Origin of the sequence: Saccharopolyspora rhizosphaerae (assembly GCF_003931915.1) — a bacterium.
GTDB classification, from domain to species: Bacteria; Actinomycetota; Actinomycetes; order Mycobacteriales; family Pseudonocardiaceae; genus Saccharopolyspora; species Saccharopolyspora rhizosphaerae.
This window is the reverse complement of the sequence record NZ_RSAA01000007.1, coordinates 501,388-516,173: the sequence shown is the minus strand read 5'-3', so window position 1 is coordinate 516,173 and position 14,786 is coordinate 501,388. Positions and strand designations below refer to the sequence as shown.

Sequence of the window (14,786 nt, the reverse complement as noted above, 5' to 3'; positions counted from 1 at the left end):
GCGGGAGCCTTCGCGGAGTGGAGCGTCAGTTCTCGTAGACGGGTTGGGTCTGCGGGTTGAACTCCTGGTAGCGGACCTCCTTGGCGGAGTCCGTCCGTTCGTCGCGGAGGTCGAGGACGTCCAGGCCCTCCTGGATGCCGCTGGAGTAGATGTGGCCGTTGTAGTAGTACGCCGACCACGAGCCCGCCGTCTGCAGCTCGTTCGGGTTGAACGCCGATCGGTCGAAGTAGGCGATCTCCTGCGGCTTGGTGGAGTCGGTGAAGTCGAACACCGAGATCCCGCCCTGGTACCAGGCCTGGACCATGAAGTCACCACCGGCCACGGGGATCAGAGAACCGTTGTGCGCCACGCAGTTCTCGGTGTCGGCCTGGTGCCGCGGGATCTTGTAGTAGCTCTTGAACGCCAGCTTCGAGTCGGTGCCCGAACCGGTGAGGTCGTAGATGCCGTTGGCGCCCCGCGTGGGGCCGGTGGCCTCGTTGCAGGTCGCGGCACCGCCACCGCCGAGCTCGTCGGTGAAGACGACCTTGGTCCCCTCGTTGTTGAACGTGGCGCTGTGCCAGAACGCGAAGTTCGTGTCGTCCCGGACCTGGTCGATCACCCGCGGGTGCTCCCGGTCGGAGATGTCGAACAGCACGCCGTCACCCATGCACGCACCGGCCGCGAGGTCCTTCGACGGGAACACCGTGATGTCGTGGCAGCCCGAGGTCTCCCGGACACCGTCCGGCTGACCGGGGTTACCACCGTCCGGGAACAGCACCGGGGCGTTGACCACCTCGGGAGCCGCCGGGTTGGCCCGCGGGACCTTGATGATGGAGATCTTGTCGTGCGGCGGCTGGCAGTTCGGGAACTCCGCCTTCGGGCCGTACGAGGAGACGTAGAGGTAGACGTTCTCGTCGGTCTTGTCCGGCACGAGGGTGTGGGTGTGCGAGCCGCAGTCGGTCGCGATCGACGAGACGTAGCGAGGCTTGGTGGGATTGCTGATGTCGAAGACCTTCATGCCTTCCCAGGCGTTCGGGTCCGCGGAGTCGGTCGCCTCGCTGGTGCAGGTGTTGTTGGTGCGCGGGTAGTCGGTGGAGACGAACAGCAGGTTCCCCGACACCGACATGTCACCCTGACCGCCCGGGCACTGCACCTGGGTGACGATGCGGGGCTTCTTCGGGTTGGCGATGTTGTAGACGACGAAACCGTCGTAGTTGCCGACGTAGGCGATGTTCTTCTGGAACGCGATGTCCGTGCCGAAGGCCTCCACCGTGTTGAAGGGGGCCTGCTTGGGCAGGTTCGCCAGGTGCTCGATGTTGTCGCTCTTGTCGATCTCGGACCTCGGGCCCGCGACCGTCTGGGTGGAGTACTGCTCGGGGCCGTCGCTCGGTGGTGTCGCGGAGGTCGCCGGCGCGAGCGACAAGCCCAGCACCAGCGCTCCGATCGCCGCGCCCACGGCGCGCTTCCGAACGGTTGGCTTCGGGAACAAGACCGATCAACCCCCTGGTTCGACGTGGTCGCCGCCGCCTGATCGGCAGCCGTCGACAGCGGTTTCCAGCAACCGCACCATGCCAGTATCGTGTTGCCAGATTGAGCCCGGAACAGGCGTTTTTTCACGGTTTTCCCAGAAAGGGCGAAGATGGCGCGCATGTGGAGGCTGGGAACCCTGGTTCTGGTCACGGCCGTCGCGGCCGGGTGCGCAGGAGAACAGCCCGCACCCCCGGGTCCTCCGGTGGTGCTGCCGGGAGCGCCCGGGGACCAGCCGCAGGTGGTCGCCAGCGCCGAACCGGACCGGGGCGGCGCGAGCCAGGTGGAGGTCGACTACCTGCGCGGCATGATCGCCCACCACCAGCAGGCCGTGGAGATGACCGCGCTGACGGCCGAGCGCGCGCAGAACGCGAAGCTGCGCGCCCTTTCCGACCGCATCAGCGGCGCGCAGGCGCCGGAGATCGGGATGATGCAGGGCTGGCTGGACACCCGGGGCGTTGGGCACGGCGGGCAGGGCGGGCATCACCACGGTGTGATGCCGGGCATGGCCACGCCGGAGCAGCTCGCGCAGCTCGCAGCCGCACGCGGTGCCGACTACGACCGGCTGTTCCTGCAGTTGATGATCGCGCACCACGAGGGTGCGGTGACGATGGCGACGCAGCTGCTGACCACCGGGCGCGACGAGCAGGTCCACGAGATGGCTCAGGACGTCCTGGCCACGCAGCAGGACGAGATCGCCACCATGCGAGCGTTGCAGGAGGAGATCGGCTAGGAGCTGTTCACGAATCGCTGTGCTCGGCGGTGCGGGGTGGCGGAACCTGAACGCCTCCGTGGACTCCGTGCGCCGCTCCTGATGCAAGTCCGGTGCACGGCGTCCCGGCCCGCTCGCCACGAAGGCGCTCAGAACCCGCAGCGGGCAAGCGCCTCAGGTGGTGGAAGTGAACGCGGCCCCGCCGCACTTCTGGATCCGTTCCTACTTCTGCTCAGAACCTGCGTCGCGGGGCGGTGCGGGCCGCAAGCCCAGAGCGCACGCCTCCGTCTCCACGAAGCCGCTCGACACGTGCGGTGCGAGCCGAGCGCCAGCGGCTCCGCCGCATCGCTGAAGGGGGCTTCAGACCTTCAGGGCGGCTTGCACGATCGCGAGCGCTTCGTTCTTGGGGATCCCGAGTGCGTGAGTGATCTTCGCGTAGGTCTGCGCCGCCTCGGCGGCTCGCGCGGCCGCCTGGTCGCCGGCGTCGCTGACGAAAGTTCCCGCGCGTCCGCGTGTTTCGATCAGTCCCGCCCGTTCGAGTTCGCGGTACGCCTTCGCGGCGGTGTTCGCCGCGATCCCGAGCTCGGCGGCCAGGGCCCGCACGGTGGGCAGCTTCGTCCCCACCGCGAGCTCCCCTGAGGTGATCTGCTCCGCGATGCTGGACCGCACCTGCTCGAAGGGCGGCACATCGGAGTCCGGATCAACCTTGATCCGCATACGTTCACCGTCCCGGGTTCGCGCACGACGCCATGACCCACTCAGTATCGACCCGGGAAATCCCGTACGTCGGCCGGGGTCCCCACCAGGGTGACCGGATCACCCCGGTTTTCAGCCAACGGATTGCCGAGATTTCCGGGCGGAAGATCCCTCGAACCCCGTCCGAGGCAGCGCTCGTCGTCGACATCGGTGCCGAAGCCGGTTCCTCGGGAGGAGCGGACCACGGCGCTGTCAGGAGGCCGGGCAGCGCGGTTTTCGGTGTGGCGCCGGGAATTGTGGTCCTCCTGGTCGGTGAGTGACGGATCCTCCCGAAAACTCCTCACACGAACCGCGCTCATTCCGAGTCGGAGTCTCGACCAGGATGCTCGGTGAGCGGAACGCACGGCGGTGAACGGCCACCGGAATCCCACGGCTCTTCACTTTCACGTCCACGCGAGGAGGTGCTCCTCGAACCTGAAGCGGCTTGCGGGTGGAACGCCTGCAGGTTTGAGGTTCCCCCGGGAGCCAGCTCATCTGGCGATGAGCGCACGCGAAACCGCGGTGATCGGGGGACGGATCACCGAGATGATCCGGTCACGAGGCGCGGCGGTGGCAGAACGGCGGCCGCCTCCGAGGACGTGAACACCACCGTCACGACGCAGCGGAGCGCACTGGTGGGTCAGGAGCGGCGGAAGGTGTCGAGGAGGGTTCGGGCTGCTTGCGCCGGGGGGAGTTTGCCTTCGGCGACCCGGGATTCGACGTCGGGCAGGATCGACTGGACATCGGGGTCGTGGGTGAAGTCCGACATGAGCTGGTCCCGGACCATCGACCAGGTCCATTCGATCTGCTGACGGCTGCGCTTGGCGGCGAGCTCGCCGGTCTCGGTCAACGTTTCGCGGTGCCGGTTGACCTGCTCCCAGAGGGTGTCCAGCCCCAGGGACCGCAAGCCGCTGCAGGTCAGGACCGGCGGCGTCCAGGAGGCGCTGGCCGGGGTGAGCAGGCGCAGCGCGCTGCGGAGTTCGCGAGCCGCCTTCTTGGCCTCCACCTCGTGCTCACCGTCGGCCTTGTTGACGGCGATGATGTCGGCGAGCTCCAGGACGCCCTTCTTGATGCCCTGCAGCTGGTCGCCGGTGCGGGCCAGCGACAGCAGCAGGAAGCAGTCGACCATGCCGGCCACCGTCACCTCGGACTGGCCGACGCCGACGGTCTCGACCAGCACCACGTCGTAGCCCGCGGCTTCCATCAGCAGGATCGTCTCGCGAGTCGCGCGCGCGACGCCGCCGAGCGTGCCCGCTGCGGGCGAGGGCCGCACGAACGCCGACGGGTCGGAGGCCAGGCGGCCCATGCGGGTCTTGTCGCCGAGGATGCTGCCGCCACTGCGGGTCGAGGACGGGTCCACGGCCAGCACCGCGACCCGGTGGCCCTGCTCGGTGAGCATCGTGCCCAGCGATTCGATGAAGGTCGACTTGCCCACGCCGGGCACACCGGTGATGCCGACCCGGTGCGCCCCGCCGGTGTGCGGGAGCAGCTCGGTGAGCAGCTCCTGCGTCGACGAGCGGTGGTCGGCGCGGGTGGACTCCACGAGGGTGATGGCCTGCGCGAGCTTCGTGCGCGAGCCGTTGAGGACGCCCTCGGCGTAGTCGTGGACATCGATCTTGCGTGGCATCAGTGCTCGAGGCGGGTGCGGAGTTCGTCGAGGAGCCCGGTGGCGGCATCGGCGATCACGGTGCCGGGCGGGAAGATCGCCGAGGCGCCGGCCTGGCGCAGCGCGTCGAAGTCGGCGGGCGGGATGACGCCGCCGACGACGATCATGATGTCCTCGCGACCGACGGCCGCCAGCTCCTCGCGCAGGGCGGGCACCAGGGTGAGGTGACCGGCGGCGAGGCTGGAAACGCCCACGATGTGCACGTCGGCTTCGGCGGCCTGACGGGCGACCTCGGCGGGCGTCTGGAACAGCGGGCCCACGTCGACGTCGAAGCCGAGGTCGGCGAAGGCGGTGGCGATGACCTTCTGCCCGCGGTCGTGGCCGTCCTGGCCCATCTTGGCGACCAGGATGCGCGGCCGGCGGCCTTCGGCCTCGGCGAACTCCTCGACCTGCTGGCGCGCGGTCTCCAGCTGGTCGGATTCTCCCGATTCCTCCCGGTACACGCCGGTGATCGTACGGATCTGGCCGGAGTGGCGGCCGAAGACCTTCTCCAGCGCGTCCGAGATCTCCCCGACCGTGGCCTTGGCGCGGGCGGCGTCGACGGCCAGCGCGAGCAGGTTGTGGGCGAGGTCGTTCGGCCGCTCGTCGGACAGCGACGCCTCGGCCGCCGCGGTGAGCCGCCGCAGCGCGTCCTCGCAGGCCTCGGTGTCCCGCTCCTCGCGCAACCGGCGGAGCTTCTCCAGCTGCTGGTTGCGGACGTCGGCGTTGTCGACCTTGAGGACCTCGATCTGCTCGTCGCCGTCGTAGCGGTGCTTGTTGACGCCGATGAGCGGCTGGCGCCCGGAGTCGATGCGCGCCTGGGTGCGGGCGGCGGCTTCCTCGATGCGCAGCTTGGGGATGCTGGCGTCGATGGCCTGGGCCATGCCCCCGGCGTCCTCGACCTCGGTGATGTGGGCCCACGCGCGTTCGGCGAGGTCCTGGGTGAGCCGCTCCAGGTAGTAGCTGCCGCCCCACGGGTCGATGACGCGGGTGGTGCCCGATTCCTGCTGCAGCACCAGCTGGGTGTTGCGGGCGATGCGCGCGGAGAAGTCCGTCGGCAGGGCGAGGGCTTCGTCGAGCGCGTTGGTGTGCAGCGACTGGGTGTGGCCCTGCGTCGCGGCCATCGCCTCGACGCAGGTGCGGGCGACGTTGTTGTAGACGTCTTGCGCGGTCAGCGACCAGCCGGAGGTCTGGGAGTGCGTCCGCAGCGACAGCGACTTCGGGTTCTCCGGGCCGAACTGCTTGACCAACTTCGACCAGAGCAGCCGTGCGGCGCGGAGTTTGGCGACCTCCATCGCGAAGTTCATGCCGATGCCCCAGAAGAACGACAACCGGGGCGCGAAGGAGTCGATGTCCAGACCGGCCTGGCGTCCGGCGCGCAGGTACTCGACGCCGTCGGCGAGGGTGTAGGCCAGCTCGAGGTCGGCGGTGGCTCCGGCTTCCTGGATGTGGTACCCGGAGATCGAGATGGAGTTGAACTTCGGCATCTTCTGGCTGGTGTAGGCGAAGATGTCCGAGATGATCCGCATCGAGGGCTGCGGCGGGTAGATGTAGGTGTTGCGGACCATGAACTCCTTGAGGATGTCGTTCTGGATGGTCCCGGCCAGCTGCTCGGGTGCAACACCTTGTTCTTCGGCGGCGACGATGTAGAGCGCCATGACCGGCAGCACCGCGCCGTTCATGGTCATCGACACGCTCATCTTGTCCAGCGGGATGCCGTCGAAGAGCTGCCGCATGTCGAGGATCGAGTCGATCGCCACGCCCGCCATGCCCACGTCACCGCCGACGCGCGGGTGGTCGGAGTCGTAGCCGCGGTGGGTCGCCAGGTCGAAGGCCACCGACAGGCCCTTCTGCCCGGCGGCGAGGTTGCGCCGGTAGAAGGCGTTGGAGGCCTCCGCGGTGGAGAAGCCCGCGTACTGGCGCACCGTCCAGGGCTGGTTGACGTACATCGTCGGGTACGGGCCGCGCAGGAACGGCGGGAGGCCCGGGTAGGTGGACAGGAAGTCCAGACCGTCCACATCGGACTCGGTGTAGAGCGGCTTGACCTCGATGCCCTCCGGCGCCTCCCACGCCAGCGCGTCGGACTCCTTGCCCGTGGCCGACAGCACCTCCGAGCGCCAGCGGTCCTCGTCCGCCTGCGACGGGGTCTCCAGCGGGATGTCGGCGAAGTTCGGGATCTGGGTCATCAGCGGACTCCCAACTCGGCGTGCACGGCGTCGAGGACGGACAGCGCATCGCACCCGGCGTGGACGTGGCCGTCGACGTCGGCGTGGTCGCTCGGCTTCCCGGCCAGCAGAACGGTCGTGGCCCCCGCCTGCCGCAGGGCCTTCGCGGTTTCGGCGGCGCGCTCGGCGTAGACCGCGTCGCTGGAGCACAAGCACACCACCGGAGCGCCCGTGTAGGCGGCCAGCACCGCGTCGGTGGAGTCCGTCGCTCCGGCTTCGGCGCAGTCCAGCCCACCGGCGGCGAAGAGGTTGCGGGCGAAGGAGGCGCGCGCGTTGTGGGCCGCCAGCGGACCGAGCGTGGCGAGGAACACCGTCGGGCGCTCGCGGGTCTCGGCCAGCCGGGTGTCGGCGGAGTCGCGGAGCGCCTCGAAGTCCTCGGCGTAGCGGTGCACGGGCAGGCCACCGCCGGGCTGCTGCGGAGCGGGGGTGCGCTCCAGCGGAGCTTCGTCGAGGTCGGGGAACTCGCTGACCCCGGTGAGGGCGTCGCTGCGGTGGGCGATCGCGTCCCGGCGCTCCTGCCAGGTGGCGGCGAGCTCCTCGGCCACCAGACCGGACTCCAGCGCCGCGGGCAGTCCGCCCTCGGCTTCGATGCGCTGGAACCACGACCAAGCCGAGCGGGCGAGCTCGTCGGTGAGCGATTCGACGTACCAGGAGCCACCGGCGGGGTCGATGACCTGTGCGAGGTGGGACTCCTCCAGCAGCAGCGACTGGGTGTTGCGGGCGATGCGGCGGGCGAAGTCGTCGGGCAGGCCGATCGCGGCGTCGAAGGGCAGCGTGGTCACCGACTGAGCCCCGCCCACGCCCGCGGCGAAGGTGGCGATCGTGCCGCGCAGCATGTTCACCCACGGGTCGCGGCGGGTCAGCATCGCCTGCGAGGTCACCGCGTGCTGCACCTGCGCCCGGCGGGACTCGCTCACGCCGCAGGAGCGGGTGACCTGCTCCCACAGGCGGCGAGCGGCGCGGAGCTTGGCGATGGTGAGGAACTGGTCGGCGGTGGCGGCGTAGCGGAACTCCAGCTGCCCGGCGGCGGTGTCGAGGTCGATGCCGGCCTCGGTCAGCCACCGCAGGTAGGTCACTCCGGCGGCCAGCGAGCAGCCCAGCTCCTGGGCGTCGGAACCGCCCGCGTCGTGGAACGGCAGCGCGTCCACGGCCAGGGCCTTGAGGTGCGGGAACTCGGTGGTGCAGCGCCGCGCGAGGTGCACAGCGGGGTCGCGTTCACCGGCCTGGCCGGTGCGGGCCAGCACGCCGAGCGGGTCAGCGCCCAGGGTGCCGCGCAGCTCACCGGCGGGGACGCCCTGCTCGGCGGCCAGGTCCAGGTAGGCCTGCGCAGCGGCGGCGAAGTCGGCGCCCGCCTCCAGGCTCACGCCGATCATGTCCAGGTGGACGCCGTTGAGCGCGTCGGCCAGGTCGTCGATGGCGATGCCGGCCGGGCCCAGGCGCAGCCACAGCGAGGAGACGCCGTTGTGGAGGTCGGCCAGGACCTCGCGGTTGGTCTCGGCGGCGTCGGGGTGCTCGTGGCGCTGCCGCACGTCCCAGCCTTCGGTGACCCCGCCCTGCGGTCGGCTGCCGCGCACGAAGGGCGCCAGGCCGGGCAGTCCCGGGTCGACGGGTGCGGAGGAGTAGAGCGGGTGCACCCGGATCCCGTCGTGGGTCGTCGAGGCCAGCACGTCCTCGATCGGCCCTGGAGGTGGCTCCTCGCCCACCAAGCCGGATCGCTTCAGCACCTTGTGGACCTGGGTTTGCCACTGCTCGCGGCTCGGCTCTGGGAACTCCGCAGCGAGCGGGAGCTCCGGTCGGCCGCCGCTCGTCGTCGAGTGCGCCACCATGGGAAGGATGGTATTCCGCTGATGGGAAAGCGGAACAGATCAAGCCTGTGACGCGTGTCTCCGGTCGGTGAACGGCGTTCACCCGGGGCGTCCGACCTGCGGAACCGGAGTGGTCAGAGGTGTGTGCGCGAGCGCAGCTACGGCTGGGTTCCGCAGAGGAAGTACACCCAGCCGTTCTCGGGTGTGTAGTGGAGTTCGTACTGGGTTTCGATCTTGGGCCCGTCGTGCAGGTGGATGTGCTTGAGGAGGCGGCCTGCGACCGCTTCGTGGTCGCGCAGGTCCTGAACCCTGCCGTCCAGCGGTCCGCCGACGAAGCGCACGTTGCGGGTGGTCATGGTGCCCTCCTTCCGCCCGGTACCTGCGCTGACCCCCATGGTCGCTGATCACCACGGTCTTCCACCAGCGAGAACACCGGTGTGGAGGAAACCAGCGCACGGCGGCACCCCGGATGCCCCGCGCCGGGGGTGGCCAGGGACGATGGGGGGACGATGAAGCTCACCGACCAGCTCCCAGCGCTCACCGCCGGCGACCCCGATCCCGACGCCCAGTTCGAGGCGTTCGTCGCATGGACGACCTCGCTGGGCATCGAGCTCTACCCGGCGCAGGAGGAAGCGCTGGTGGAGGTCGTGACCGGCGCGAACGTGATCCTGTCCACGCCAACCGGGTCGGGCAAGAGCATGGTGGCCACCGGAGCGCACTTCGCGGCCCTGGCCACCGGCAAGCGCAGCTTCTACACCGCGCCGATCAAGGCGCTGGTCTCGGAGAAGTTCTTCAGCCTCGTCGACGTCTTCGGCGCCGAGAACGTCGGCATGATGACCGGCGACTCCAGCGTCAACGCCGACGCGCCCATCATCTGCTGCACCGCGGAGATCCTGGCCAACATCGCGCTGCGCGACGGCGCCGACGCCGACGTGGACCAGGTCGTGATGGACGAGTTCCACTTCTACGCCGAACCCGACCGCGGCTGGGCGTGGCAGGTGCCGCTGCTCGAGCTGCCGCGCGCCCAGTTCGTGCTCATGTCGGCCACGCTCGGTGACGTCTCGTTCTTCGAGGAGGACCTGACCCGCCGCACCGGCCGGGAGACCGCGGTGGTCAGCTCCGCCGAGCGGCCCATCCCGCTGAACTTCCGCTACGCCAAGACCCCGCTGCACGAGACCATCGAGGAGCTGCTGTCCGGCCAGCAGGCCCCGGTCTACGTCGTGTACTTCAACCAGGCCTCAGCGCTGGAGCAGGCGCAGGCGCTGATGAGCGTCAAGGTCGCCTCCCGCGAGCAGCGCGACGCCATCGCCGAGGCGATCGGCGACTTCCGCTTCACCGCCGGCTTCGGCAAGACCCTGTCCCGCCTGGTCCGGCACGGCATCGGTGTGCACCACGCGGGGATGCTGCCCAAGTACCGGCGGCTGGTCGAACAGCTCGCCCAGGCCGGGCTGCTCAAGGTCATCTGCGGCACCGACACGCTGGGCGTCGGCATCAACGTGCCGATCCGCACGGTGCTCATCACCGGGCTGACCAAGTACGACGGCGTGCGCACCCGCCACCTCAAGGCGCGGGAGTTCCACCAGATCGCGGGTCGGGCCGGCCGCGCCGGCTACGACACCGCCGGGTTCGTGGTCGTGCAAGCACCCGAGCACGAGATCGAGAACGAGCGGGCGCTGGCCAAGGCCGGTGACGACCCGAAGAAGAAGCGCAAGGTGGTGCGCAAGAAGGCGCCCGAGGGCTTCGTGTCGTGGAGCGAGAAGACCTTCGACAAGCTCGTGGACGCTGAGCCCGAGCCGCTGCGCTCCAGCTTCAAGGTCAGCCACTCGATGCTGCTCAACGTCATCAACCGGCCCCACGCCGACGCGTTCACGGCGATGCGGCACCTGCTCGAGGACAACCACGAGGACCGCGCCAGCCAGCGCAAGCACATCCTGCGGGCGATCGCGATCTACCGGGCGCTGCGGGCCGCCGACGTCATCGAGGAGCTCGACGCGCCGGACGAGCAGGGCCGCAGGGTGCGGGTCACGGTGGACCTGCAGTTCGACTTCGCGCTCAACCAGCCGCTGTCGCCGTTCGCGCTGGCCGCCATCGAACTGCTCGACTCCGAGTCGCCGACCTACGCGCTCGACGTGCTCAGCGTCATCGAGTCCACACTGGACGATCCGCGGCAGGTGCTGTCGCAGCAGCAGTTCAAGGCCCGCGGCGAGGCCGTCGCGCAGATGAAGGCCGACGGCATCGAGTACGACGAGCGCATGGAGCTGCTGGAGGAGATCACCCACCCCAAGCCGCTCGAAGAGCTCCTCGAAGCCGCCTACGAGACCTACCGCAAGGGCCACCCGTGGGTCGGTGAGCACGAGCTGTCGCCGAAGTCGGTGGCGCGCGACATGTACGAGCGGGCGATGAACTTCGTCGAGTTCGTCAACCACTACGGCCTCGCGCGCTCCGAAGGCCTCGTGCTGCGCTACCTCGCCGACGTCTACAAGGCGCTGCGGCACACGGTGCCCGACGACGCCAAGACCGAGGAGCTCACCGACATCATCGAGTGGCTCGGCGAGCTCGTCCGCCAGGTCGACTCCAGCCTCCTCGACGAGTGGGAGAAGCTGCGCCACCCCGGCGAGGAGCCCGCCGAGGCCGCCCCCGCCGAGCCCGAGCGCGTCACCCGCAACGAGCGCGCGTTCCGGGTGCAGGTGCGCAACGCGCTGTTCCGCCGCGTCGAACTCGCCGCGCTGGGGCGCTACGAACAGCTGGGCGAGCTCGACGGCGAGGACGGCTGGGACGCCGACGGGTGGGCCGACGCGCTGGACGACTACTTCGCCGAGCACGACGAGATCGGCATCGGCGCGGACGCGCGGGGCCCGCAGATGCTGATGATCACCGAGGAGTCCGACCGCTGGCTGGTCCGGCAGATCTTCGCCGACCCGGCCGGGGACCACGACTGGGGCATCAGCGCCGAGGTCGACCTGGCGGCCTCCGACGAGGCCGGCAGCGCGGTCGTGCGGGTCACCGACGTCGGCCAGCTCTGAAGCGCTGCGGGGCAGCCCGGTTCGCCATACGATCGGGCAAGATCCTCACGAGCGCTGGAGGGAACCGGTCATGCCGCAAACCGTCGTCGTCGGAGTGGACGGCTCGGAGGAGTCGGTGCACGCCCTCCGCTGGGCCGCCGACCACGTCCGCCAGGTGGGCGGAATCCTGCACGTGATCACCATCTGGCACCAGCCCGTGCAGTTCGGCTACCACCTGACCGACTCGGACGCGCAGTTGCAGAAGCAGGGGCAGCAGGCCTTGGACCGGGCGTTGGACCGGGTCAAGCCCGAATTCCCGAACGTCGACTTCCGGCCGAAGCTGCTGCGCGGCCACCCCGTCGACGAGTTCGTCAAGCTCTCCGAGCAGGCCGACCTGCTGGTCGTCGGCGGCAAGGGCCACGGCGCCTTCGCCGGCATGCTGCTCGGCTCGATCGCGGTGAAGATCGTGCACCACGCCCGCTGCCCGGTCACCGTGGTGCGCTGACGCGCGCCGCGACACCCCCGATCCGCGAGGCCTGCTCACCTCCGATGATCGCGGCCAGTACCCTTCGAGGTCCAACGGTGACTCGGAGGAGCGGGCCGCCAACGCGGTTGTCCGGACCGAACGGAGCGGTGGGTGGTGCAGCAGCAAACCGACGACCTCACGCTGTTCGAGCGCAGCGGGTGGGAGTGGCTGAACGAACCCGCGAACTGGTTGAGCTACGCGGGCGTGACGATCACCAGCGATGAGCGCACGGACTTCTGGCGGACCACCCACTACGGCTTCACCCGCGACACCGGGCACGCCCTGCTGCAACCGGTCGGCGCCCAGTTCCGGATGCGCACCCGCTTCTTCGGCGACTACCGCGAGCAGCACGACCAGGCCGGCCTGATGCTGCGCCTCGACGAGTCGAACTGGATCAAGACGGGCATCGAGTACGTCGACGGCGAGCAGTACCTCTCGGCGGTGGTCACCCGCGACTTCTCCGACTGGAGCGTGCTGCCGGTCTCGGCGGTGTGCGGCGAGGCCGAGTCGGTGACGATCGAGGTCGAGCGCTTCGAGGACGCGGTCCACATCCGCTACGCCGCCGAGGACGGCGAGCCCGTGCACACCCTGCGCACCGCCTACTTCCCGCCGGACGTCGCGGCCCACGCCGGCCCGATGTGCGCCTCCCCGGACGGCGCTGGCTTCCCCGTCCGCTTCGCCACCCTCACCCTCGAGGAGTGACGCCCTCCCACCCACACCCAGCACACCGCACCCACCCTGCTCACACCGGTGCGGGCCTCCCGGGTGCTCCGCCTGGGTAACGACACTTCGCGCGAAATGTGTCTCTTGGTCGAGCTGACCATCACTGCCGACGAGATCTCAGGCCGCACGGCGGCGCAGGCCAAGCAGTGCCCAGTGCGGCGGGGCCTGCACCATCGGGCAGACCCGTACCGCTCCCCGCCGTGCCCTAGTTCGAGGGCTGGTAGCTGTAGGACCCGCCAGGGCCCTCGCAGTAGACCGTGTGGCTATCGGCCCAGGTGCAGTCGGTGTGCGGCAGCAGGTAGTTGTAGGCCCCGGTGTCCTGGTTGCTGGAGTTGCCGTCCTCCCAGTCGGTGCCGCATTGGGCATCGCCGGTGTCGCCCATCTGGGAGCGCCAGGAGGCACCGGAGCACTTCGACTCCAAGTCACCTTCGCCGCTCGACGACTGTTCTTCGACCGTGGGTGGCTGTTGCGGCTGCTCGACACGGCCGCACTCGACCTTGGTCTGGTGGTCCATCTCCGCCGGGGTCAGGCCGCAGTTGTCGCCGGTGGGCCGGGTCTGCTCGACCGGAGCGGCAGGCGGCGCGGACGGCGGGGGCGGCGGAGGTTCGGGCAACTTCCATGGGTTGGGGAAGCCCTCAGTGGGTTGCCCGGATTCGTTCGGGGCCGACGGCGGCGAGGACTCGGCCGTGTCACAGGCCCCTACGGCCGGTGCGGCCCCCAGCATCGCGCATGACAGCACTACAGCAGCTCCACGCATACTCGCTCAACTCCCCCATCGGCCCGGCTCGGCGGCCGGTGCTTGCGACTGTTCCTCGCAACTATGCGGCGATGTGCGGTATGGAGGCACAGGCCAAGGTCCCGGTGTGCCGCTCCCGATGCCCGGGCCCTGGCCTACTCGCGCCTGCGAGGGGCTGATCAACCCGGGTTCGATCCGAGCTGGAGATGTTCCCCGAGCTGGGGTGTCCCCGGCCCCGGAGCTGCCGAAGCTGACAAGTTGGCTCGGCCGCGTATCCGGTGTCGGGCGGCAGGAAGCAAGTGCGTGCCCGGGACCTGGGTTTCCTGTACCTGCGAGGGGCCGTGAGCCTGTCTTGGGTGGGAAGGGGCTCGCTGGCCCGCTGCGGCGACATCGGCGCAGGTATCTCGCTGGCGGCGCCTGTGGTGCGAGATCGAGGCCAGCGACACTGGCGGCATCGCGCCCGAACCCTGCTGCGGCGCTGCTGCTCAGCGCGGCGAACGACTACGTCGCGCCGGGTGCGTTCCCGGTGGTGGGAGGTGGGGCCTCCGGGGCTTGGGCTAGCGTTCGGCGCATGGGTGTGGTGAAGTCCGCGTTGTTGTTCGTGCTGGCCGCGTTGACCGAGATCGGCGGGGCGTGGCTGGTGTGGCAAGGACTTCGCGAGCAGCGCGGCCTGCTGTGGATCGGCGCCGGAGTCATCTCGCTCGGGCTCTACGGCTTCGTCGCGACCTTCCAGCCCGACCCGCACTTCGGCCGCGTGCTCGCCGCCTACGGAGGGGTGTTCGTGGCGGGCTCGCTGCTGTGGGGCGTGGCCGTGGACGGGTTCCGGCCGGACCGCTGGGACGTCATCGGCGGCCTGATCTGCCTGGTCGGCGTAGCCGTCATCATGTACGCCCCCCGCACTGGCTGAGCCCTGGCGAGGTGCCCTCGTCGAACCTCGCGCGAAGTTCGACGAGGAACTTCGGGGGTCGAACCTCGCGCGAAGTTCGACGGGGGACTCCGGCCTGAAGGGCCTCGCGAAGTTCGAACGCGGCTGCGTGACGCTGGGGCAGCGCGGGCTAGCGCGGGGGCTCGGGACGGCGGCTCCGCTACGGGTGCCGATACCGCCGCGGGTCCTGAGCGGCGGTTGTCGGGGACGGCGAACGGGTTGTGGAGCTGCTGAGGCTTCCTCGGA

Annotated in this window: 12 protein-coding genes; 5 read left to right on the top strand and 7 right to left on the bottom strand. The window is 69.8% G+C overall.

Annotation, left to right across the window (positions count from 1 at the left end; translation table 11 throughout):
- Nucleotides 1–25 precede the first annotated feature (25 nt).
- Entirely contained in the window at nt 26–1,435 is a 1,410-nt protein-coding gene (locus EIL87_RS09010; RefSeq protein WP_125089703.1) for an LVIVD repeat-containing protein, read from the bottom strand.
- A gap of 183 nt (nt 1,436–1,618) precedes the next feature.
- Here EIL87_RS09010 and EIL87_RS09005 point away from each other — a divergent pair, with 183 nt between their 5' ends.
- Nucleotides 1,619–2,239 (top strand): DUF305 domain-containing protein, encoded by a 621-nt coding sequence (locus EIL87_RS09005; RefSeq protein ID WP_125089702.1) that lies wholly within the window; start codon nt 1,619–1,621, stop codon nt 2,237–2,239.
- 339 nt (nt 2,240–2,578) lie between these two features.
- Here the strand turns inward: EIL87_RS09005 and EIL87_RS09000 are convergent, their stop codons facing one another.
- The 5 genes from EIL87_RS09000 to EIL87_RS08980 form a co-directional block, all read right to left on the bottom strand.
- Complete coding sequence (locus EIL87_RS09000; protein WP_125089701.1) at nt 2,579–2,935, bottom strand: GntR family transcriptional regulator; 357 nt, start codon at nt 2,933–2,935, stop codon at nt 2,579–2,581.
- A gap of 658 nt (nt 2,936–3,593) precedes the next feature.
- Complete coding sequence (gene meaB, locus EIL87_RS08995) at nt 3,594–4,580, bottom strand: methylmalonyl Co-A mutase-associated GTPase MeaB (protein ID WP_125089700.1); 987 nt, start codon at nt 4,578–4,580, stop codon at nt 3,594–3,596.
- Nucleotides 4,580–6,784 carry a methylmalonyl-CoA mutase gene (gene scpA, locus EIL87_RS08990; RefSeq protein ID WP_125089699.1) on the bottom strand — a complete coding sequence of 735 codons (2,205 nt, stop codon included), beginning with the start codon at nt 6,782–6,784 and terminating at the stop codon, nt 4,580–4,582. The genes meaB and scpA overlap by 1 nt, the downstream gene beginning before the upstream one ends.
- Nucleotides 6,784–8,649 (bottom strand): methylmalonyl-CoA mutase family protein, encoded by a 1,866-nt coding sequence (locus EIL87_RS08985; RefSeq protein ID WP_125089698.1) that lies wholly within the window; start codon nt 8,647–8,649, stop codon nt 6,784–6,786. The genes scpA and EIL87_RS08985 overlap by 1 nt, the downstream gene beginning before the upstream one ends.
- 137 nt (nt 8,650–8,786) lie before the next feature.
- Nucleotides 8,787–8,984 carry a hypothetical protein gene (locus tag EIL87_RS08980; RefSeq protein WP_125089697.1) on the bottom strand — a complete coding sequence of 66 codons (198 nt, stop codon included), beginning with the start codon at nt 8,982–8,984 and terminating at the stop codon, nt 8,787–8,789.
- A gap of 153 nt (nt 8,985–9,137) precedes the next feature.
- Between EIL87_RS08980 and EIL87_RS08975 the strand changes: the two genes are divergently transcribed.
- From EIL87_RS08975 to EIL87_RS08965, 3 genes are all read left to right on the top strand, one after another.
- Entirely contained in the window at nt 9,138–11,651 is a 2,514-nt protein-coding gene (locus EIL87_RS08975) for a DEAD/DEAH box helicase (protein WP_125089696.1), read from the top strand.
- Between the two features lie 70 nt (nt 11,652–11,721).
- The gene (locus tag EIL87_RS08970; RefSeq protein WP_125089695.1) at nt 11,722–12,135 is read left to right on the top strand and encodes a universal stress protein; all 414 of its coding nucleotides are present in this window, start codon (nt 11,722–11,724) and stop codon (nt 12,133–12,135) included.
- A 132-nt stretch (nt 12,136–12,267) separates the two neighbouring features.
- Nucleotides 12,268–12,858, top strand: coding sequence for a DUF1349 domain-containing protein (locus EIL87_RS08965; RefSeq protein WP_125089694.1), 591 nt, complete (start codon nt 12,268–12,270; stop codon nt 12,856–12,858).
- Between the two features lie 226 nt (nt 12,859–13,084).
- Here EIL87_RS08965 and EIL87_RS08960 read toward each other — a convergent pair whose 3' ends face one another.
- On the bottom strand, nt 13,085–13,492 hold the full coding sequence (locus EIL87_RS08960) for a hypothetical protein (RefSeq protein ID WP_125089693.1): 408 nt from the start codon (nt 13,490–13,492) through the stop codon (nt 13,085–13,087).
- Nucleotides 13,493–14,186: 694 nt separating this feature from the next.
- Here EIL87_RS08960 and EIL87_RS08955 point away from each other — a divergent pair.
- Nucleotides 14,187–14,522 carry a YnfA family protein gene (locus EIL87_RS08955; RefSeq protein ID WP_125089692.1) on the top strand — a complete coding sequence of 112 codons (336 nt, stop codon included), beginning with the start codon at nt 14,187–14,189 and terminating at the stop codon, nt 14,520–14,522.
- Nucleotides 14,523–14,786: the final 264 nt, after the last annotated feature.

Coding starts and splice junctions, on each gene's coding strand:
- meaB (WP_125089700.1), bottom strand. CDS start 4,580: ATGCCACGCAAGATCGATGTCCACGACTACGCCGAGGGCGTCCTCAAC.
- scpA (WP_125089699.1), bottom strand. CDS start 6,784: ATGACCCAGATCCCGAACTTCGCCGACATCCCGCTGGAGACCCCGTCG.
- EIL87_RS08955 (WP_125089692.1), top strand. CDS start 14,187: ATGGGTGTGGTGAAGTCCGCGTTGTTGTTCGTGCTGGCCGCGTTGACC.
- EIL87_RS08985 (WP_125089698.1), bottom strand. CDS start 8,649: ATGGTGGCGCACTCGACGACGAGCGGCGGCCGACCGGAGCTCCCGCTC.
- EIL87_RS08970 (WP_125089695.1), top strand. CDS start 11,722: ATGCCGCAAACCGTCGTCGTCGGAGTGGACGGCTCGGAGGAGTCGGTG.
- EIL87_RS08980 (WP_125089697.1), bottom strand. CDS start 8,984: ATGACCACCCGCAACGTGCGCTTCGTCGGCGGACCGCTGGACGGCAGG.
- EIL87_RS09000 (WP_125089701.1), bottom strand. CDS start 2,935: ATGCGGATCAAGGTTGATCCGGACTCCGATGTGCCGCCCTTCGAGCAG.
- EIL87_RS09005 (WP_125089702.1), top strand. CDS start 1,619: ATGGCGCGCATGTGGAGGCTGGGAACCCTGGTTCTGGTCACGGCCGTC.
- EIL87_RS08975 (WP_125089696.1), top strand. CDS start 9,138: ATGAAGCTCACCGACCAGCTCCCAGCGCTCACCGCCGGCGACCCCGAT.